The organism is Streptomyces jumonjinensis, from assembly GCF_009600885.1.
GTDB classification, from domain to species: domain Bacteria; phylum Actinomycetota; class Actinomycetes; order Streptomycetales; family Streptomycetaceae; genus Streptomyces; species Streptomyces jumonjinensis.
The window spans coordinates 1-19,504 of record NZ_VCLA01000174.1 but is presented as its reverse complement, the minus strand read 5'-3'; the positions used below and the strand labels follow the sequence as shown (position 1 = coordinate 19,504).

Genomic DNA, 19,504 nt, shown 5'->3' with positions numbered 1-19,504 from the left:
CACAGAGCGAGCGGTAGGGGTAGGACCCGCCAAGTTACTGGCGGTACAACATAGGCTGCTGTCGTGGCAGAAGGACGTGAGCACCGCGAGTACCGCATGGAGGAACTGGCCCGGAAGGCCGGAATCACGGTGCGCACCCTGCGCTTCTATCGCGAGCGGGGACTGATTCCGCCGCCCCGCCGCCAGGGCCGTATCGCCTGGTACGACGACCACCATCTGGCCCGGCTGCGGACGATCGCGGCGCTGCTGGAGCGGGGGCACACCCTGAACGGCATCGCGGATCTGGCGACGGCGTTCGAGAGCGGCCGGGACGTGGGCGAGGTGCTGGGCCTGGGCGAGCCGACCGAGGAGACCCCGGTCCGGCTCACCCCGGAGGAGCTGGCGGACTACTTCGCGGGCGAGGCCACCCCGGAGAATCTGGCGACCGCGCTGGAGCTCGGCTATGTCGCGACGGACGGCGACGCGATCGTGCACATCAGCCGCAGACTGCTGGATGTGTCGGCGGCGCTGGTACGGGAGGGGGTGCCGCTCTCGGTGGTGCTGGAGACGGGCCGCCGGGTGCGGACGCACGCGGACGCGCTCGCCGATCTCTTCGTGGAGTCGGTGCGGAAGCACACCCCGGAGGGGGATCTCGACCGGCTGCGCCCGCTGGCCAAGAGCGTGGTGGAGGCGGAGCTGTCGATGGCGCTGGACCGGCGGCTGCGCCGGGAGTGAGTCCGGGGGCTCTGGGGCTCTGGGGCTCTGGGGCTCTGGGGCTCCCGAGCCCACTAGCTCCCGGGCCTACGCCTCGTAGACGACCGTCACCGGCGCATGGTCGCTCCAGCGCTCCTCATGGGTCGCGGCACGCTCCACGAAGCCCTTCGCCGCGCGAGCGGCCAGCCCCGGCGAGGCCATCTGGTAGTCAATTCTCCAGCCGGCGTCATTGTCGAAGGCACGCCCCCGGTAGGACCACCAGGAGTACGGCCCCTCCTGGTCCGGGTGGAGGGCGCGCACCACATCGGTGTACTCCGCCTCGTCGAGGACCCGGGAGAGCCACTCCCGCTCCTCGGGCAGGAACCCGGCGTTCTTCTTGTTCCCCCGCCAGTTCTTGAGGTCCGCCTCGCGGTGGGCGATGTTCCAGTCGCCGCAGACGACGACCTCGCGGCCGTCCGCCGCCGCTCGCGTCCGCAGCTCCCGCAGATAGGGCAGGAACTCGTCCATGAAGCGGTACTTCTCGTCCTGGCGCTCGGTGCCCACCTCGCCGGACGGCAGATACAGGCTCGCGACGGTGACGCCCGGCAGATCCGCCTCGATGTACCGCCCGCTGCCGTCGAACTCGGCCGACCCGAATCCGACGCGCACCGCGTCGGGCTCCCGCCGGGTGTAGAGGGAGACCCCCGCGCGGCCCTTCGCCCCGGCGGGGGCGTGCGCCGTGAACCACCCGGCGGGCTCCCGCACCGCGTCCGGAAGCTGCTCCGGCTCGGCCCGCACCTCCTGGAGGCAGACCACATCGGCGGCGGTCCCGGCCAGCCACTCCACGAAGCCCTTCTTGGCGGCGGCGCGGAGACCATTCACATTCACTGAGGTCACGGTGAGCATCCCGGCACGATACCGAGAACCGGCCCGAACATTCACATTTCGCATGCCCGTACGATCATCCGTATGGATGTACGCCCCACTCCGTTCGACCATCCGGACGCCGTCAAGCTCAACGACGAGGTACAGCTCGAATACGCCGAGCGGTACGGAGACGTCACCGGCGACGAGACCCCGCTCGACCCGGCGATGTTCGCACCGCCGCGCGGGCTGTATCTCATCGCGTACGACGACGGGGGCCGTCCGACGGCGACCGGCGGCTGGCGTGCCCAGGAGGAGAACGCCGAGGGCTATGAGAACGGCGACGCCGAGCTCAAGCGGATGTACGTCATCCCGGAGGCCCGCGGCCTCGGCCTCGCCCGCCGTCTCCTCACCGCCCTGGAGTCCGACGCCCGCGCGGCGGGCCGCACCCGGATGGTGCTGGAGACCGGCGACCAGCAGCCGGAGGCCATCGCGCTCTACACCTCCACCGGCTATCTCCCCGCCCAGCGGAAATTCGGCCATTACCGCGAGTACGACAGCAGCCGCTGCTTCATCAAACCGCTGAACTGACGGGCCGCGCACGGGCATCCGCGAAGATCCGTTCGCGCCCTACTCTTGGCCCGTGCGCGTACTGCTCGTAGAAGACGATGAATCCGTCGCCGAATCGCTCCGCCGCGGGCTGACCCGCTACGGATACGAAGTGGACTGGGTCAGCACCGGCCGGGCCGCGCTCGCCGCCGGGCCCGCCGGTCTGGTGCTGCTGGATCTGGGGCTGCCGGACACCGACGGGCTGGACGTCTGCCGCGAGCTGAGAGCCCGCGGCGATGTGCCGATCATCGTCATCAGCGCCCGCAGCGACGAGACCGACCGGGTGGTGGGACTGGAGATCGGCGCGGACGACTATGTCTCCAAACCGTTCGGGGTGCGCGAGGTGGTCGCCCGGATCAGGGCGGTGATGCGGCGTGTACGGCCGCCGGAGACCGGCCGGCGGATCCTCGGGCCCACGGAGTCCTACGGGAGGATCACCGTCGACCGGAAGGCCTGCCGGGTGCACCTGGACGGGGCGGAGGTCGTGCTCACGCCGAAGGAGTACGACCTGCTCGCCTTCCTCACCGAGGCCCCGGGCGCGCTGATATCCCGGGAACAGATCATGGAAGCGGTCTGGGACGCCAACTGGTTCGGCCCGACCAAGACCCTGGACGTGCATGTCGGCGCGCTGCGCCGGAAGCTCGCGGGAGCGATCACCATCGAGACGGTCCGGGGCGTCGGCTTCCGTCTGATGATCGACCCGCCGCCCGCGCCGACGCCGCCGCCCGCTCCCCCGCCGCCGGGGGCGGCCCCGGCCGACGGCCCCCCGGGAGGCCGTGGGTGATCCGGCAGCTGATCGTCAGCTATGTGCTGCTGGTCGCGGTAGCGCTCGCCGCCTTCACCATCCCCGTCGCCTTCACCCTCACCGCCCAGCTCCGCGGCGACACCGAGGACTCCGTGCGCCGCGAGGCGAAGACCATGGCGCTGCTCCTCGCCGCCGACGACCGGCCCTCCCATGAGGCGCTGGCCGCTCTCGCCCGCGCCTACCGCGACCAGACGCACGGAGTGGCCGACGTCATCTCCGCCGACCGCGCCGCGGTCGCTCCCCTGCCCCTGCCCGCCGGACCCGGCGACCCCTCCTTCGAGCAGGCCCTCAAGGGCCGGGCCAGCACCCGCTGGGGTCCGGCGACGGCTCTGGAGAAGGCGGAGGGCCTGGTGGTGACGGTCCCGGCGAAGGCCGGCGACGGACGGATCACCGGGGCGGTGCGGATCAGCTATCCGGCCGCCGACCTCAATGGCCGACTCTGGCGGATCTGGGGCTTCCGGGCCTTTCTCGCCCTGGGCGTCCTGGCCATAGCCGCCGCCATCGGCGCGATCTTCGCCCGCCGGCTGACCCGGCCGCTGCGCCAGCTCAACGACATGGCGAGCCAGTTCGGCGACGGCGATCTGACCGCCCGCAGCCCGGTCACCGGGCCGCCCGAGACCCGGACCCTCGCCCGGACCCTGAACACCGGGGCCGAGCGCCTCGGCGCGGTCCTCGGCGTTCAGCGCATCTTCGTCGCCGACGCCTCCCATCAGCTCCGTACCCCGCTCACCGCGCTGCGGCTCTCCCTGGACAACATCGCGGACGGCATCGACGACGACGCCGTACGGGAGGACGTCGACCAGGCCACGGCGGAGGTGGTGCGGATGAGCCGGCTGGTCAACGGGCTGCTGGTGCTGGCCCGCGCCGAGGCCGAGACCTCGGCGGCCGAGCCGGTGCTGGTGGGCGAGCTGGTCGCGGAGCGGCTCGATGTCTGGCGGAGCGCGGGCCATGAGCGGAACGTACGGTTCACGGCCCGCCCGTTCGATGAGCGGCTCAAGGTGATGGTCAGTCCGGGCCATCTGGAACAGGTCCTGGACAATGTGCTGTCCAACGCCCTGGAGGTGTCGCCGGACAGCAGCACCATCACCGTCCACATCCGCCAGGACGGCGAGGCGATCGTGCTGGAGGTCCTCGACCAGGGCCCCGGAATGTCCGGCGCCGAACAGGCCCGCGCCTTCGACCGCTTCTGGCGCGGCCAGGGCCTGACCGGCCGGGGCGGCAGCGGTCTGGGGCTCGCCATCGTCAAGCAGCGGGTGACGGACGACGGCGGGAGCGTCGCTCTCGCGGACGCTCCCGGCGGCGGACTGTGCGTACGGATCAGCCTGCGGCAGGCAGCACCGAGGAGTGGTGGTTGACGATCAGCCACCTGCCGCGGATCTTCTCGTACGCATAGGTGTAACGGGCGTCGACCGTGGTCTTCGTGCCGTCCTTCTCGGTGAGGGTGAAGCGGTAGAGACCGGCGTCGATGGCGCTGTTCTCGTCGAGAACGGTGATGACCGAGCGGACCTTCTCGCCGACGGGCTTCTTCTCCAGGAAGTGGTCGAAGTAGTCCGCTATCTCCGCGTGGTTGGTGCGTATCTGCGGCGATACGGTCGGCAGCAGCACGGCGTCGTGCGCGTAGAGAGCCGTGACCCTCGCCGAATCCCGGGTCAGCAGGGCCGCGTTCCAGCGGTCGAAGAGCGCGGCGATCCGGGCCTCGCTGGGCTGCCTGTCCGGCCGGGCCTGCGCGGCGGCGGAGCTCTCCTGGTGCGCGGAGGCGCTGCCGGCGGCGGATGTGACGCCCATGGTCGCGAGCAGGGCCGCACTGGTCGCCAGTGTCGCGCGGACAGGGAACGCGTGCTTCATGGAGAGACTCCCCCGTGTTCGATGCTCCTGGTGGACCTCTCCACCATCGCCAACCACGGGTAGCGCCAGGACAGCGCAGCTCCAACAGAGCGGAAGGGCAGGGGAAGGGTTGTTCCCAGGACTCACCTGACGCCTCATGTCACCCAGCCGTCCCACCGGCGCACGCGGGTCCGGGGGTACTGGGGGCGGGCGCTCAGGCCGGGATCGTGGACCGGACGCCAGAAAGACGAGATCCCGCCCGATCTTCACGATCGGACGGGATCTCGCTGTTGTGGACCTGTGGGGATTTGAACCCCAGACCCCCTCGATGCGAACGAGGTGCGCTACCAGACTGCGCCACAGGCCCCTGCAACGAGTGAAACTCTAGCATCCCGATCGGGGTGCTTGGAAATCCGTTCCTTCCCTGGTCACGGGGGGCGGTCCGGAGATCCGGGTGATCATTCGTTGGCGGCGCGGGGGCGGTCGTCGTCGGCGTACTGGTCGAAGAGAGGGGTACGACCGCGGTCGCGCGCCGTGCGGCGCGGGGGCGGGGTGCGGCGGCCCGGGGCGTGGTCCGCGGGCGGGGTGCGGTCGGCCGTCGAGGAACGGGCCGAGCTCCAGGTCTCCGGGTCGCTCATATCGACCCCGCCGCTCGCGCGCGGCGCGACCGGCGCGGTGACATAGGTCGGCAGCGGCACCGGGACCGGCTCCCAGCTGTCGCCCGAGGCCGGGCCCCGGTCGCGCTGCTGGTCCACCCACTCCGCGTGATCCGTCTGCTCGACCAGCGCCCGGCGGTCGGCCGCCTGCGGGGAGAGCTTCGGCGGCTCCGGCTCCGGGTGGGCCTCGGGCTCCTCGTCAGCCGCCGGAGGGGCGGCGAGGGCCGTCTGGTGGCGGCGGGGGCGGTTCTCGCGCAGCCGCTGGGCGGCGGCCTCGGCGCGGCGGCGGTCCATCACCACGATGAAGCGTCTGCGCTCCTGGCCCCGCAGATGGACGATGTACGCGCTGAGCAGCACGGCGGGGACCGCCGGGGCCCACAGGAAGCCGAGCCCGCCCACCGCCGCCACGATCGAGCCGAGCGTGAAGGCCACGAAGAGCATGGTGGTCGTCCGTCTGCGGCGGGCCAGGACCTTGCCCCGCCGGGCGCGTTCACCGGCCGCGCGGCCCGGGCGCGGACGCGGGCGGCGTGCCCCGGGGGGTGACGCCGCCGGCTGCGCCGGTGCGGGAGCCTGCGCCGGTGACCGTGCCGGGACCGGGGCCGGGGCGTCCAGCCGGACATCGGTTCTGGGCGCGGCGAAGGCCCGGACGTCCACGGTACTCAGGCGGTCCGTGACGGCGTCCGGGTCCACGTCGGATTCGGGCTCCGCGGTGCGTTCCCGCAGCTCCTTGGCGTACCGGCGCTCCATCGCCCCGCGTCCGGACAGCAGCCGGATGGCGGTGGAGAAGCGTTCCGTCGGACGAGCCTCGTTCAACTCGTCCTGCCTGCGGAGCCACATCGGCACCAGGTAGGCGGCCCAGGCCCCGACGATGACTGCGTAAATGAGGCCGCTGCTGCTCACGCTCACACCGTAGAGGGATTCTCGGGGGAGCATCCGCCAATTGGCCCGGTGTGTCGCGTGATCCCGCTGATATCACAGACTTTTTTTGCGATTGTTCGGCCACCGAACGGTCTACATCGATCACACTCGAACATTTATCTTATTTTCCGTTCCCCGTACCGGTTCCGGAGCCGGTCTCCGTCCCGGGGCGCGGGGCTCCCGGCCGGGCCCGGCGCCAGCGCTGGAGCAGCCCATCGGGCACCTCCTCCACCGTGAGCGCGAAGACCAGATGGTCCCGCCACGCGCCGTCGATATGGAGATAACGGGGGCGCATGCCCTCCGCACGGAATCCGAGCTTCTCCACCACCCGGCGGCTCGGACCGTTCTCCGGCCGGATGCAGACCTCGATCCGGTGGAGTCCGACCGTCTGGAAGCAGTGGTCCACGGCGAGCGCCACGGCGGTCGGCATCACCCCGCGTCCGGCGACCTCCCGGTCCACCCAGTAGCCGACATGACCCGAGCACATCGAGCCCCAGGTGATCCCCGCCACGGTCAACTGGCCCGCCAGGACGCCCTGGTACTCGATGATGAAGGGCAGCATCCGGCCCGCGTTCGCCTCCGAGCGCAGATGGCGGACCATCTGACGGTAGGTGGGCCGCTGCGCGGCGGGCGCGCCGGGGGTCGGCGGCGGGATGGTGGCCTCCCAGGGGCGCAGCCAGTCGCGGTTGCGCCGGTTGACCTCGCGCCAGGCGCGCTGGTCGCGCATTCTTATCGGGCGGAGGACGACGTCGCCGTCCGTCAGCATCACCGGCCAGGGCGCGTTCAGCTGAAGCTCCCGGAGGGGCGGGGGCCGTGATCGCCCCCGGAGGCGCCGGATACGTGGCCGCCCGCGGAGGCGCCGGGTCCGTGATCGCCCGCGGAAGCGCCGGGGCCGTGGTCGCCCGCGGAAGCGCCGGTTCCGTGATCGCCGCCCCGGATCTGGTCCACCGCGTGGGCCAGCAGCGATTCCAGTACGGCGAGACCGTCCCGTACGCCACCGGTGGAGCCGGGCAGATTGACGATCAGGGTGCGGTCCGCCACCCCGGCCAGGCCCCGGGAGAGCGCGGCCGTGGGCACCTTGGAGCGGCCATGGGCGCGGATCGCCTCGGGGATGCCGGGGATCTCCCGGTCGAGCACGGCCCGGGTGGCCTCGGGGGTGCGGTCGGTGGGCGAGAGCCCGGTGCCGCCGGTGGTGAGGATGACGTCGTAGGCCGCCGCCACCCCGGAGCGCAGCTCCTGTTCGACCGGGTCGCCGTCGGGGACGACCCTCGGCCCGTCGACCAGGAACCCGAGGCCGGTCAGCTTCCGCGCGATGATCGGGCCGCCCCGGTCCTCGTACACGCCCGCCGAGGCCCGGTTGGAGGCGGTGATCACAAGGGCCCGGAGGGGGGACACGGGGAGCGCCGCGCCGGTCATGAGCGGGTCCAGTCCCCGGACTTGCCGCCCGTCTTCAGCTCGACCCGCACATCGGTGATCACCGCGGCCTTGTCGACCGCCTTCACCATGTCCACGACCGTGAGCGCCGCCACCGAGACGGCCGTCAGCGCCTCCATCTCGACGCCGGTGCGGTCGGTGGTCTTCACCGTCGCGGCGATCTCCACGGCGTCGTCGGCGACTGTGAGATCGACGGTGACCCCGGAGACCGCGAGCGGATGGCAGAGCGGGATCAGCTCGGGGGTCCGTTTCGCGCCCATGATCCCGGCGATCCGGGCCGTCGCGAGGGCGTCTCCCTTGGGGATCGCCCCGTCCCTCAGCAGCGCCACCACCTGAGGCGAGATCAGGACCCGCCCGGTGGCGCGGGCCGTGCGCGCGGTGACGTCCTTCGCGGAGACGTCGACCATACGGGCCGCCCCCGCATCGTCGATATGCGTCAGCCTGCCGTCGGTGCTCATGTCGTTGTCCGCCGCTTCCGGTCCGGGCCTTCGGGGCCGTCAGGGCCCGTTTGCGCTGACACCGTACCGTCCCCGCGCCGCGGTCACCCGAGGAGGACCACTTCCACCTCCGCTCCCGGCTCGGCCGAGGTCTGCGCCTCGGGCACCACGATCAGGCAGTCGGCATGGGCGAGGGCGGCGATCAGATGGGATCCGGAGCCGCCCACGGGTGTGACGGTGCCCGCCGCGGGGTCGTAGGCGCCGCGCAGGAACTGCCGCCGCCCGGGGGGCGAGGCGAGCGGCTCATCGGCCTTCAGCACGGCCCGCACGACCGGGCGGTGGACATCCGTCAGGCCCATCAGGGTGCGGATCGCGGGGCGTACGAACAGCTCGAAGGAGACATACGACGAGACCGGGTTGCCCGGCAGGGCGAGCAGGGGGGTGTGGTCGGGGCCGACGGCGCCGAAGCCCTGGGGCTTGCCCGGCTGCATGGCCAGCGTACGGAAGTCGATGCCGCCGCCGATGCCGGGGATCTCCCCGCCGTCGGAGACCTCGCCGCCCGTCCCGCCGTCCGTCCCGCCGCCCGTCCCGTCGTCCTGGGCGGCGCCGCCGGCGGGCGGGCCGGGGGCGGAGAGCGCTTCCTTCACCACGTCGTACGCGCCGACGCTGACGCCGCCCGTGGTGACCAGCAGATCGGCGCGGATCAGCTGGTCCTCGATGGTGGAGCGCAGGGTGTCGGCGTCGTCGGTGACCGCGCCGACCCGGTAGGCGAGGGCTCCCGCGTCCCGCGCGGCGGCGGCCAGCGCGAAGCTGTTGGAATCGTAGATCCGGCCCTCGCCCAGGCTCTCCCCGGGCTGGACCAGCTCACTGCCGGTGGAGAGCACGACCACGCGCGGCCGGGGCCGGACCCGCACGGTGCCCCGGCCGATGGCGGCGAGCAGCCCGAGCTGCGGCGGGCCCAGCACCGTCCCCCGGGCGAGCGCGAGATCGCCCGCCTTCACATCGCTGCCCCGCGGCCGGATGTGCGCGCCCTCGGCGGCGGGCCGGTGGATCCGCACCTCGCCGCTCGCGTCCTCGGGCGACCGGCCCGCCGGACGCATCGCGGCGGCCGGGCCGGAGCCGGAGCCGCCGTCCGTCCACTCGACGGGGACGACGGCTTCCGCGCCGGGCGGCAGCGGGGCCCCGGTCATGATCCGCGCGGCCTGGCCGGGGCCGACCAGGGGCAGCGGGTCGCCCCCCGCGGCCACATCGCCGATCACCGTGAGCACGGCGGGGAACTCCTCGGTCGCCCCCTGGACGTCGGCGACCCGCACCGCGTACCCGTCCATGGAGCTGTTGTCGAAGGGCGGCAGCGCGACGGGGACGGTGACGTCCTCGACCAGGACGCAGCCCTGCGCGTCCAGCAGTTGGAGCTCGATCGGGTCGAGGGGGCGGATCGACGCGAGGATGTCCGCCAGATGGTCGTCCACCGACCAGATCGCGCTGCTGCTCACCGTGTTACATCTCCTCGGTCACATAACTGCGGAGCCAGCTCCGGAACTCGGGGCCCAAGTCCTCACGTTCGCATGCGAGTCTGACAATGGCCCGCAGATAGTCTCCCCGGTCGCCGGTGTCGTAACGGCGCCCCTTGAAGACGACGCCGTGCACCGGTCCGCCGATGGTCTCGTCCTCCACCAGCATTTCCAGGGCGTCGGTGAGCTGAATCTCGTTGCCCCGGCCCGGCTTGGTCTGGCGCAGTATCGAGAAGACGGCGGGATCGAGGACATAGCGGCCGATGATGGCGAGATTGCTCGGGGCGTCGGCGACGTCCGGCTTCTCGACCAGCTCGGTGACCCGCACCACGTCGGACTCGCCGGTGGCCCGGACGGCGGCGCAGCCGTACAGATGGATCTGCGCGGGGTCGACCTCCATGAGGGCGATCACACTGCCGCCCTCCCGCTCCTGGATCTCGACCATCCGCGCCAGCAGCGGATCGCGCGGGTCGATCAGATCGTCGCCGAGGAGGACCGCGAAGGGCTGGTCGCCGACGTGCGGGGCGGCGCAGAGCACGGCGTGGCCGAGGCCGCGCGGGTCGCCCTGGCGCACATAGTGCATGGTGGCGAGGTCGCTGGACTCCTGGACCTTCTTCAGCCGGTCCTCGTCGCCCTTGCGGGTCAGCGCCTCTTCCAGCTCGTAGTTGCGGTCGAAGTGGTCTTCGAGGGGGCGCTTGTTACGGCCGGTGATCATGAGTACGTCGGAGAGGCCCGCCGCGGCGGCCTCTTCCACGACGTACTGGATCGCGGGTTTGTCGACGACAGGCAGCATCTCTTTGGGAGTGGCCTTGGTGGCGGGGAGGAATCGTGTGCCGAGGCCGGCGGCGGGGATGACCGCCTTGCTGATCCTGGGGTTCGACCGAGTCCTGTTCCGCACGATATCCGGTAGGGGAGGAAAGAGAATAGGCAGAAGATGATCGTTCGGTAACTTCCTTCTGATAAAAGCGCATACGACAGGTTTGTGAACCATCGATGAGTGACGATGTGTCCGATAAGCAGGCGATTCGTGCCCAACTCCTCGAAGCACGGCGGCGGCTGCCCCCCGAGGAGGTCCGCCGAGCCGCCGGCGCTCTCGCCCGGCGGGCCCTGGACCTCCCGGAGCTCTCCGATGCCGGGACCGTGGCCGCGTATGTCTCCGTCGGGCGTGAACCGGGCACCCGCGCGCTGCTCGACGCGCTGCGCGCCCGGGGCGTACGTGTACTGCTTCCCGTACTGATGGCCGACAACGACCTGGACTGGGGAGAATACCGGGGCGCCGAGGGGCTGCTGCCCGCCGGGCGCGGGCTGCTGGAGCCGGACGGGCCACGGCTGGGTCCCGGCGGGGTGCTGACGGCGGACGCCGTGCTCGTTCCCGGGCTCGCCGTGGACGGCCGCGGCATGCGGCTGGGCCGCGGCGGCGGATCGTACGACCGGGTGCTCGCCCGGCTCGACCGCGCCGGCGTCCGCCCGCCGCTGGTGGTGCTGCTCTACGCGCACGAGGTGATCGCCCGGGTCCCGGAGGAGCCGCACGACCGCCCCGTACACGCCGTCGTCACCCCGGAGGGCGTACGGCGCTTCGGCTGAGGGCTCTCCCGGGCGGGCCTGCGAGGCTCCGGGGCGGGCGTACCGCGCTTCGACGGAGAACCCCCGCCCGACCGGCGTACGGCACTCGGCTGAGGATTCCGCGCAGTCTGCATACGGCGCTCGGCCGACACTTCCGCGCGACCGGCGGGGGCGCTTCGGCGAAGGCCGCCCGCCGGTCCCGGGCGGAGGTCAGTCGCCGGCCGGCGAGAGGGTCAGGGTGTCGACCGTGTTCGTCTCCACCGCGTCCTCACTGAAAGACCAGTCGAGCAGCTCGCCGTTGGCCCACTTGTCCGTCTGATCGGTGTAGTGCGCGCTGTAGGCGTGCCCCGAGGCGCCGGACAGATTGATCCAGTCGGATTTATCCCAGTCGCCCACATTGACCACCATCCGCATCGACGGCACCCAGACGACCTCGTAGCCGGCCGCGGCGTTCCAGCCGGTGGCGTTCACCGTCGCCTCGCCGCCGCCCAGATTCCACGGACCCCGGTTGAGCAGGTGCTGGAGGAGGCCGGGACCCTCGGTGCCGAGCGTCTGGTTCTTCAGCGTCAGCTGGTGCAGCCGTCCCCAGCTCCAGCGGTCGACGTCCTTGCCCAGCTCCGCCGTCAGCTCCCAGCGAGCGTCCTCCATGGCCCGTGCGACCAGCTCGTCACGGGTGTCGGTCGCCTTGTCGTTACGGCTCTCGGGCGAGCGCCACCAGGGGCTGTCCTCGTCCTTGAGGATGCCGCGCACCACCTCGAACCAGCGGTCGCCGCCGTCCGGCTGCGCCGAGTCCGCGTCGCGCTGGCCGCACTCGATGACCCGCTCGCTCAGCTCGTCGTCGGGGGCGGTGCTGTCGGCCGGGCGGACGCTCAGGCACTCGCCCTCGACCCGCAGCTCCTTGGGCAGCTTGTTGCCGAAGGACAGCTTGAGGATGTTGCGCCAGACCGCGTTGAAGTACGCGGCGGCGGCGGAGTCGGGCTCCTGGGTGTAGTCCCAGGTCTCCAGCAGCTTCTGCGCCTCGCGGACATTCGGGTCGGAGACATCGATCTTCAGCAGATACGGCGTCAGGAGCTTGGCGATCTCGCTCGCGTTGTCCATCTGCATGGTGCGCATGTCCTCGGTGGAGATCTTCCCTCCACCCTTGATCTTCGACTCGATGAGGTTGTTGATCCGCTGGCTGCGCGCGCCGTAGCCGTAGTCCGCAGTGATCAGGTACGGGTACTTCTCGGCGTCGACGACGGCCTGGTTGGCGGTGACGATATAGCCGCGCTCGGGGTTCTCCTCGTACGGCATCTGATCGAAGTCGACATATCCCTCCCACCGGTACTTCGGGTCCCAGCCGGGTGCCGGCAGCGAGCCGTCGCCCTCGGCACGCCGGGGGATCCTGCCGGGGGCCTGGTAGCCGATGTTTCCCTTGTCGTCGGCGTAGATGAGGTTCTGCGAGGGGACCTCGAAGTCCTTGGCCGCCTGGCGGAAGGACGCGAAGTCGGTGGCGCGGTTCAGCTTGAAGACCGCGTCCATCGACTTGCCGGGGTCCAGCGCGGTCCACCTCAGGGCGACGGCGTAGCCGGTGGCGCGGTCGGGGGCGGCGTTGGAGACGGGGGCCTTCTGGCCGACCTTGTTCAGCTCGGTGCTGCGGTCGGAGACCAGCGGGCCGTGCTCGGTGGAGCGGACCGTGATCTTCTTGCTGTCGCCGCCCGCGACCTTGATGACCTCCTTGCGGGTGGTCAGCTTCTTCTGCTCGCCGCCCACCTGGTAGGTGTCGCCGGTCAGCTTCTCCAGATAGAGGTCGCTCACATCGGCGCCGAGGTTGGTGAAGCCCCAGGCGATGTCCTGGTTGTGGCCGATGACCACGCCCGGCATTCCGGAGAAGGTGAAGCCCGCGGTCTGGTACTGGCAGGACTTCGACACCTTCCGGCAGTGCAGGCCCATCTGGTACCAGAGCGAGGGCAGCTGGGGCGCGAGGTGCGGGTCGTTGGCCAGCAGGGGCTTACCGGTGGTCGTGTACTTACCGGAGACGACCCAGGAGTTGGAGCCGATGCCGTTGCCGTTCGGGCCGAGAAGGGCCGGAATGGTGTCGAGGGTCTCGGAGAGCGAGGCGAGCTGGGTGTTCAGGCCCTCGGCGGCGTCGGCGAGCCCGGCGGCGTCGGTGGAGCCCGTGGAGCCCGTGGAGTCGGTGGGGGTGCCTCCGAGGGTGCCCGTGCCGGGGTCGGTGCCCGTCCCGGTGCCTGTGCCCGTTCCCGTCCCGGTGCCTGTGCCTGTGCCCGTCCCGGTCCCTGTGCCTGTCCCGGTCCCCGTCCCGGTGTCCGGCGCTCCCGCATTCCCGGTCGGCTCGGCCTTGGGGTCGAACATCCCGGTGACCGGGTCGATCCCGCCCTTGTCCATGACCGGCTTGTTCCGGTCGTACGGATACGCCGGATACAGCTCCTTGATCTGCTTCGGGCTCATCCGGCTGGTCAGCAGCGAGCGGTCGATCTCCTCCTGCATATTGCCGCGCAGGTCCCACGCCATCGCCTTGAGCCAGGCCACCGAGTCGACCGGCGTCCACGGCTCGGGCTTGTAGTCGTTGGTGAAGGAGAGAGCCGCGTACTCGACGGAGATCTCCTCGGCGCCCTTGCCTTCGAGATAGGCGTTGACCCCCTCGGCGTACGCCTGGAGATGCTTCTTGGTCCCCGCCGACAGTTTGTCGTCGTATTCCTTCTGCGCGACCCCGTGCCAGTCGAGCGTCCGCAGAAACGTGTCCGTCTCCACCTGACTCTCGCCGAACATCTCGGAGAGCCGGCCCGAGGTCATATGACGGCGTACGTCCATCTCCCAGAAGCGGTCCTGGGCGTGTACGAAGCCCTGGGCGCGGAAGAGGTCGGCGTCGGTGTCCGCATAGATCTGCGGAATACCGTAATCATCGCGTTTCACCTCGACATCGCCGCTCAGGCCCGCGATCTCTATGGTGCCGGTGGTCTGCGGGAACGACGCGCGTACGGTGCTCACGCCCCAGTACCCGCCGTATCCGATGCCGCCGAGCAGCGCCAGGACCAGCAAGATCACGAGCAGACGGGCGCGTCGCCCCTTCTTCTTCTTGGGGGAAGAGGCGGAATTGTTGGAGGGCATCGCTGTCCTTCGAGGCGCAGGCTGGTCCAGGAGTGCTGGGAGCAACCATAGGCGCAGCGCCCCGCCTCCCCTGACGCGGTATCCGGATGCGGCCCGTCCGACCGGCGGGGCCCGACCGCCGGTCAGTGAGGAATCCGGGTCCGATCCAGCGTCAAGAAAACGTTAAAGATTAGGTAAGGTAACGAAGTGTCGCCGCCCGGATCAGCGATCCGGCACGTAGAGGCGCGAGGGGAAGGATCGGCCACTGACTGTCCACCAGCTCAATGAACTCCTGCTCATCTGCTCGCTCGTGCTGCTCATCGCCGTCGCGGCGGTCCGCATCTCCTCGCGCAGCGGACTCCCCAGCCTGCTGCTGTATCTCGGGATCGGCGTGGCAATAGGGCAGGACGGCATCTTCGACGTCAAGTTCGACAACGCCGAACTGACGCAGGTGATCGGCTATGCCGCGCTCGTCGTGATCCTCGCCGAGGGCGGACTGGGCACCAAGTGGCAGGAGGTCAGACCGGCGCTGCCCGCGGCCGTCGCGCTCTCGACGGCGGGCGTCGCGGTGAGCGTGGGCGTCACCGCCGCCGCGGCGCACTATCTCGTCGGCCTGGAGTGGCGGCAGGCGCTCATCATCGGCGCGGTCGTCTCGTCGACGGACGCCGCCGCGGTCTTCTCCGTACTGCGCAAGGTGCCGCTGCCGTCCCGGGTGACCGGCGTACTGGAGGCCGAGTCCGGCTTCAACGACGCCCCGGTGCTGATCCTGGTGGTGGCCTTCTCGACCGCCGGACCGGTGGACGAGTGGTATCTGCTGGTCGGCAAGATCGCGCTGGAGCTGGCGATCGGTGCGAGCATCGGACTGGCGGCGGGCTTCCTGGGCGCGTTCGGGCTGCGGCATGTGGCACTGCCCGCGTCGGGGCTGTACCCGATCGCCGTGATGGCGATCGCGGTGGTGGCGTACGCGGCCGGGGCCATGGCCCACGGCAGCGGCTTCCTCGCCGTCTATCTCGCCTCGATGGTCCTCGGGAACTCCAAGCTGCCGCACGCCCCCGCCAACCGGGGCTTCGCGGAGGGGCTGGGCTGGATCGCCCAGATCGGGATGTTCGTCCTGCTCGGGCTGCTGGTGACCCCGCATGAGCTGGTGGACGACTTCTGGCCCGCGGTTGCCGTGGGCCTGGTGCTGACGATGGTCGCGCGCCCGCTGTCGGTGTTCCTGAGCCTGCTGCCGTTCCGCATCCCCCCGCGGGAGCAGGTCCTGCTGTCCTGGGCGGGGCTGCGCGGGGCCGTGCCCATCATTCTGGCCACCATCCCGATGGTGGCCGGGGTCGAGGGCAGTGGGCGGATCTTCAATATCGTCTTTGTGCTGGTGGTCGTCTACACGCTGGTGCAGGGGCCGACGCTGCCCTGGCTGGCGCGGGCGCTGAAGCTCGGGCCGGGCGCTCCGTCCGATCTGGGCGTGGAGTCGGCGCCGCTGGAGCGGCTGCGCGGGCATCTGCTCTCGGTGTCGATCCCGGAGGAGTCCCGGATGCATGGCGTGGAGGTCGCGGAACTGCGGCTTCCGGCCGGGGCGGCGGTGACGCTGGTCGTACGGGACGAGAAGAGCTTCGTGCCCACGCCGTCGACCGTGCTGCGGCGCGGGGACGAGCTGCTGGTGGTGGCGACGGACCCGGTCCGCGACGCGGCGGAGAGACGGCTGCGGGCGGTGGGGCAGGGCGGCAAGCTGGCGGGGTGGCTGGGGACGGGGTGAGCGTCCGGGGCGCTTGCCTGGTCCGGCTGCTCCACTGTGCGCGGGGGCTGGTGGCGCTCCTCAGGTGGGCGTCGGTGCACTTCAGTCGGTGCACTTCATACGTGCTCTCCATACGTGCTCTCCATGCGCGCTCTCCATGCGCGCTCTCCATGCGCGCTCTCCATACGTGCCCTCCTCCATGAGCGGAGACCGTGTGTCCGAGGCTCCCTGTAGCATCAGGAACACACTTGATCGAACCACCTCTGCCTGACGCAGAGCTGGCGCGACCGTATGGCGGCCGAGGTGTCCTCACAGCAGGGCTCGGTATCTACCGCAGTCCCGCGCGCAAAGAGGACAGCTCTCGGCGCTCCCATACACCTCGGGGACGCCACCAGGCAGCAGAAAGGCACGGGCCGTGGCATCCACGGTCACCGGAGGCCCCCGCCCCGGATACGGACAGCTGCTGCGCACCCCCGGCGCCTGGACCTTCCTGCTCCCGGGCTTCGCCGCCCGGCAGCCCTTCGCGATGCTGACCATAGGCATCGTGCTGCTGGTCCAGCACACCACCGGCTCGTACGGCAGCGCCGGAATGGTCGCCGCCGTCACCGGCGTCTCGATGGCGCTCTGCGCGCCCCAGAGCGGCAAGCTCGCCGACCGCTTCGGCCAGCGCGCCGTACTGCTCCCCGGCGTCGTCCTGCACACCGTGTCCGTATCCGTCCTCACCGCGCTGGCGCTGGCGGACGCGCCCCTGTGGGCGCTGTTCGCCGCCGCGGTGCCGACCGGTGCGTCCGTACCGCAGATCGGCCCCATGGTGCGCGCCCGCTGGGCGGCGAAACTGGACGGCTCACCGCTGATGCAGACGGCGGCGGCCTTCGAATCGGTGACCGACGAGTTCACCTTCGTCGTCGGTCCGGTGCTCGCGACCGCGCTGAGCACGGGCGTGCACCCGGCGGGCGGGCTGATCGCCGAGGCCGCGCTGACCCTGGTCGGCGGTCTGCTCTTCGCCGCCCAGAAGGGCACCCAGCCGGCGGTACGACGCGTCTCGTCGGCCGACGCGGCCCCGCGCGCCTCGGCGCTCTCCATACCGGGCGTACGGGTGCTGGTGGTGGCCTTCCTCGGCATCGGCTCGGTCTTCGGCGGAATGCAGGTCTCGCTGACCGCCTTCAGCGAGGAGATCGGCGACCCGAGCGTCAACGGAGTGCTGTACGGAGTCTTCGCGGCGGGCAACATGCTGGCGGGCATCGCCTGCGGCGCCATCGCCTGGAAGAGCGGCCCCCGGCAGCGCGTGGTGATCGGCTATGTGGGGCTGACCCTGGCGGCCTCCGGGCTGTGGGCGGTGCAGTCGGTCGTGCTGCTCGGCGCGCTGGGGCTGCTGGTCGGGCTCTGCATCGCGCCCGCCCTGATAGGCGGCTACACCCTGGTGGAGTCGCTGGTTCCGGCGTCCGCGCGCACCGAGGCGTTCACCTGGCTGACGGGTGCGGTGGCTCTGGGGCAGGCGGCGGCGGTCACGACCGCCGGGCGGCTGGCGGACGCGCACGGCGCGAGCGCCGGGTTCGTGGTTCCGCTGGTCGGGACCGTACTCGCCCTGGTCACCCTGCTGGCGCTGCGGTCGCGGCTCACGCCGGAGGAGAGCCCGGCGGGCCCGGCGACGGACCGTGAAGCGAGTGGCGTGGGTCACCGCACGCGGGTGACGGTGGACTGAGGAGACGGAATACGTCACTATGGACCGTCGTTAGCACTCATTGAGTGAGAGTGCCAGGAGGAAGACACAGTGCCGACCTACCAGTACCAGTGCACCGAATGCGGCGAGGGCCTTGAGGCGGTGCAGAAGTTCACCGATGACGCTCTGACCGTGTGCCCGAATTGCGAGGGACGCCTCAAGAAGGTGTTCTCGGCGGTTGGCATCGTCTTCAAGGGCTCCGGCTTCTACCGCAATGACAGCCGGGGATCGTCGTCGAGCAGCACGCCCCCGGCGTCCGGCTCGAAGTCGTCCGAGTCGAAGACTTCGTCTTCTCCGTCTTCTTCGTCCTCGTCCTCTTCGTCTGCCGCTTCGTCGTCGTCTTCGTCCTCGTCGTCTTCGACGTCGGGGTCGTCGTCCGCGAGTTCCAGCGGCAGCTCGGCGGCCTGAGCCGCCCTTACGCGTTCCTGAGGACCCCGCCCTTGTGAAGGGCGGGGTCCTCGGCGTATCCGGTCGCGTACGTCGCGTAACCGGTCGTGTATCTCGGCGTATCCGGTCGTGCACCTCGGCGTATCCGGCCTCGTCACTCGGTGCATCCGGCCGTATCCAGCGCTTCCCGGGCGTCGATAGTGTGCTCGGCATGGCGAACGTGAACGCAGAAATCGGTGTGATCGGCGGCTCGGGCTTCTACTCCTTTCTGGAGGATGTGACCGAGATCCAGGTGGAGACCCCGTACGGCGCCCCCAGCGACTCCCTTTTCCTCGGCGAGGCAGCCGGCCGGAAGGTCGCCTTCCTCCCCCGGCACGGCCGTGGCCACGATCTCCCGCCGCACCGGATCAATTACCGCGCCAATCTGTGGGCCCTGCGCTCCGTGGGCGTACGGCAGGTACTGGGGCCGTGCGCGGTGGGCGGGCTCCGGCCGGAGTACGGGCCGGGGACGCTGCTGGTGCCGGATCAGCTGGTGGACCGTACGAAGAGCAGGGCGCAGACGTACTTCGACGGGGAGCCCCGGGCGGACGGGGTGGTTCCGAAGGTGGTGCACACCACCTTCGCCGACCCCTACTGCCCTGCCGGGCGGTCCGCGGCGCTGAAGGCGGCGCAGGGGCGGGCCTGGGAAGCGGTGGACGGCGGAACGATGGTCGTCATAGAGGGGCCGAGGTTCTCCACCCGGGCGGAGTCGCGCTGGCATGCCTCGGCGGGCTGGTCGGTGGTGGGGATGACCGGGCACCCGGAGGCGGTGCTCGCCCGTGAACTGGCGCTCTGCTACACCTCGCTGGCGCTGGTGACGGATCTGGACGCGGGCACCGAGACCGGCGACGGGGTGTCGCATACGGAGGTGATGCGGGTCTTCGGCGAGAAGGTCGGGCAGCTGAGGGAGGTCCTCTTCGACGTGGTCGGCGCGCTGCCGTCGAACGGGGAGCGGGACTGTCTGTGCACTCAGGCTCATGACGGGTGGGATCTGGGGTTCGAGCTTCCCTGAGGGGGCGGGGGCTCGGGGCTCACCGTTCCGGGCTGGGGCTCGGGGTTCCGGGCTCGGGGCTCGGGGCTCGGGCTCGGGTTCCGGCTTCCGGCTTCCGGCGGGTGGTCCGGGCTCCCCGGAGGGTGAGGGAGTTCTCCACAACCGGCGGACTGTCCACAGGCGTCGGCGGGATCGGCGGGAAAGGCGGATCGTGAGGGGTGAGCGGCCGGTGACGGCCGGGACGACTCCTCGACGATG

The 19,504-nt window shown here is 70.9% G+C and carries 18 protein-coding genes and 1 tRNA gene; 9 read left to right on the top strand and 10 right to left on the bottom strand.

Annotation, left to right across the window (positions count from 1 at the left end; genetic code table 11):
* The first annotated feature begins 96 nt into the window (after positions 1-96).
* Complete coding sequence (locus FF041_RS26745) at positions 97-714, top strand: MerR family transcriptional regulator (RefSeq protein ID WP_153525256.1); 618 nt, start codon at positions 97-99, stop codon at positions 712-714.
* A gap of 66 nt (positions 715-780) precedes the next feature.
* Here FF041_RS26745 and FF041_RS26740 read toward each other — a convergent pair whose 3' ends face one another.
* Entirely contained in the window at positions 781-1,578 is a 798-nt protein-coding gene (locus FF041_RS26740; RefSeq protein ID WP_153525222.1) for an exodeoxyribonuclease III, read from the bottom strand.
* A gap of 63 nt (positions 1,579-1,641) precedes the next feature.
* Here FF041_RS26740 and FF041_RS26735 point away from each other — a divergent pair, with 63 nt between their 5' ends.
* From FF041_RS26735 to FF041_RS26725, 3 genes are read left to right on the top strand one after another with little or no spacing between them, the layout of a single operon-like run.
* The gene (locus tag FF041_RS26735) at positions 1,642-2,127 is read left to right on the top strand and encodes a GNAT family N-acetyltransferase (protein WP_153525221.1); all 486 of its coding nucleotides are present in this window, start codon (positions 1,642-1,644) and stop codon (positions 2,125-2,127) included.
* Between the two features lie 52 nt (positions 2,128-2,179).
* The gene (locus FF041_RS26730) at positions 2,180-2,929 is read left to right on the top strand and encodes a response regulator transcription factor (protein WP_323392801.1); all 750 of its coding nucleotides are present in this window, start codon (positions 2,180-2,182) and stop codon (positions 2,927-2,929) included.
* Positions 2,926-4,305 (top strand): HAMP domain-containing sensor histidine kinase, encoded by a 1,380-nt coding sequence (locus FF041_RS26725; RefSeq protein WP_323392799.1) that lies wholly within the window; start codon positions 2,926-2,928, stop codon positions 4,303-4,305. The genes FF041_RS26730 and FF041_RS26725 overlap by 4 nt, the downstream gene beginning before the upstream one ends.
* Here FF041_RS26725 and FF041_RS26720 read toward each other — a convergent pair.
* The 8 genes from FF041_RS26720 to galU form a co-directional block, all read right to left on the bottom strand.
* Positions 4,268-4,795, bottom strand: coding sequence for an SgcJ/EcaC family oxidoreductase (locus FF041_RS26720; protein WP_153525220.1), 528 nt, complete (start codon positions 4,793-4,795; stop codon positions 4,268-4,270). The two genes, FF041_RS26725 and FF041_RS26720, sit on opposite strands and share 38 nt — an antisense overlap.
* Positions 4,796-5,067: 272 nt before the next feature.
* A tRNA-Ala gene (locus FF041_RS26715) sits at positions 5,068-5,141 on the bottom strand.
* Positions 5,142-5,232: 91 nt separating this feature from the next.
* The gene (gene sepX, locus FF041_RS26710; protein ID WP_434094509.1) at positions 5,233-6,330 is read right to left on the bottom strand and encodes a divisome protein SepX/GlpR; all 1,098 of its coding nucleotides are present in this window, start codon (positions 6,328-6,330) and stop codon (positions 5,233-5,235) included.
* 139 nt (positions 6,331-6,469) lie between these two features.
* On the bottom strand, positions 6,470-7,117 hold the full coding sequence (locus FF041_RS26705; protein ID WP_323392797.1) for a GNAT family N-acetyltransferase: 648 nt from the start codon (positions 7,115-7,117) through the stop codon (positions 6,470-6,472).
* A gap of 14 nt (positions 7,118-7,131) precedes the next feature.
* On the bottom strand, positions 7,132-7,764 hold the full coding sequence (locus FF041_RS26700) for a MogA/MoaB family molybdenum cofactor biosynthesis protein (protein WP_153525217.1): 633 nt from the start codon (positions 7,762-7,764) through the stop codon (positions 7,132-7,134).
* Complete coding sequence (moaC, locus tag FF041_RS26695; RefSeq protein WP_153525216.1) at positions 7,761-8,240, bottom strand: cyclic pyranopterin monophosphate synthase MoaC; 480 nt, start codon at positions 8,238-8,240, stop codon at positions 7,761-7,763. The genes FF041_RS26700 and moaC overlap by 4 nt, the downstream gene beginning before the upstream one ends.
* An 83-nt stretch (positions 8,241-8,323) precedes the next feature.
* Positions 8,324-9,712 (bottom strand): molybdopterin molybdotransferase MoeA, encoded by a 1,389-nt coding sequence (locus FF041_RS26690; RefSeq protein ID WP_323392794.1) that lies wholly within the window; start codon positions 9,710-9,712, stop codon positions 8,324-8,326.
* A gap of 4 nt (positions 9,713-9,716) precedes the next feature.
* Positions 9,717-10,628, bottom strand: a complete 912-nt coding sequence (gene galU, locus FF041_RS26685) for a UTP--glucose-1-phosphate uridylyltransferase GalU (RefSeq protein WP_407698198.1) — start codon at positions 10,626-10,628, stop codon at positions 9,717-9,719.
* Between the two features lie 95 nt (positions 10,629-10,723).
* On the opposite strand from galU, the gene FF041_RS26680 reads away from it, so the two are divergent.
* The gene (locus FF041_RS26680; protein ID WP_153525215.1) at positions 10,724-11,314 is read left to right on the top strand and encodes a 5-formyltetrahydrofolate cyclo-ligase; all 591 of its coding nucleotides are present in this window, start codon (positions 10,724-10,726) and stop codon (positions 11,312-11,314) included.
* A 189-nt stretch (positions 11,315-11,503) separates the two neighbouring features.
* On the opposite strand, the gene FF041_RS26675 is transcribed toward FF041_RS26680, so the two are convergent.
* The gene (locus FF041_RS26675) at positions 11,504-14,401 is read right to left on the bottom strand and encodes a penicillin acylase family protein (protein ID WP_153525214.1); all 2,898 of its coding nucleotides are present in this window, start codon (positions 14,399-14,401) and stop codon (positions 11,504-11,506) included.
* Positions 14,402-14,645: 244 nt separating this feature from the next.
* Here FF041_RS26675 and FF041_RS26670 point away from each other — a divergent pair, with 244 nt between their 5' ends.
* The 4 genes from FF041_RS26670 to FF041_RS26655 all read left to right on the top strand — a co-directional run bounded on the left by FF041_RS26670 (position 14,646) and on the right by FF041_RS26655 (position 19,267).
* Entirely contained in the window at positions 14,646-16,130 is a 1,485-nt protein-coding gene (locus FF041_RS26670; protein ID WP_153525213.1) for a potassium/proton antiporter, read from the top strand.
* Between the two features lie 394 nt (positions 16,131-16,524).
* The gene (locus FF041_RS26665; RefSeq protein ID WP_323392792.1) at positions 16,525-17,811 is read left to right on the top strand and encodes an MFS transporter; all 1,287 of its coding nucleotides are present in this window, start codon (positions 16,525-16,527) and stop codon (positions 17,809-17,811) included.
* A 69-nt stretch (positions 17,812-17,880) separates the two neighbouring features.
* The gene (locus tag FF041_RS26660; RefSeq protein WP_323392790.1) at positions 17,881-18,237 is read left to right on the top strand and encodes an FmdB family zinc ribbon protein; all 357 of its coding nucleotides are present in this window, start codon (positions 17,881-17,883) and stop codon (positions 18,235-18,237) included.
* A 190-nt stretch (positions 18,238-18,427) separates the two neighbouring features.
* Complete coding sequence (locus FF041_RS26655; RefSeq protein WP_153525212.1) at positions 18,428-19,267, top strand: S-methyl-5'-thioadenosine phosphorylase; 840 nt, start codon at positions 18,428-18,430, stop codon at positions 19,265-19,267.
* The last annotated feature ends 237 nt before the right edge of the window (positions 19,268-19,504 follow it).

Coding starts and splice junctions, on each gene's coding strand:
- FF041_RS26745 (WP_153525256.1), top strand. CDS start 97: ATGGAGGAACTGGCCCGGAAGGCCGGAATCACGGTGCGCACCCTGCGC.
- FF041_RS26740 (WP_153525222.1), bottom strand. CDS start 1,578: ATGCTCACCGTGACCTCAGTGAATGTGAATGGTCTCCGCGCCGCCGCC.
- FF041_RS26735 (WP_153525221.1), top strand. CDS start 1,642: ATGGATGTACGCCCCACTCCGTTCGACCATCCGGACGCCGTCAAGCTC.
- FF041_RS26720 (WP_153525220.1), bottom strand. CDS start 4,795: ATGAAGCACGCGTTCCCTGTCCGCGCGACACTGGCGACCAGTGCGGCC.
- FF041_RS26700 (WP_153525217.1), bottom strand. CDS start 7,764: ATGACCGGCGCGGCGCTCCCCGTGTCCCCCCTCCGGGCCCTTGTGATC.
- moaC (WP_153525216.1), bottom strand. CDS start 8,240: ATGAGCACCGACGGCAGGCTGACGCATATCGACGATGCGGGGGCGGCC.
- FF041_RS26680 (WP_153525215.1), top strand. CDS start 10,724: ATGAGTGACGATGTGTCCGATAAGCAGGCGATTCGTGCCCAACTCCTC.
- FF041_RS26675 (WP_153525214.1), bottom strand. CDS start 14,401: ATGCCCTCCAACAATTCCGCCTCTTCCCCCAAGAAGAAGAAGGGGCGA.
- FF041_RS26655 (WP_153525212.1), top strand. CDS start 18,428: ATGGCGAACGTGAACGCAGAAATCGGTGTGATCGGCGGCTCGGGCTTC.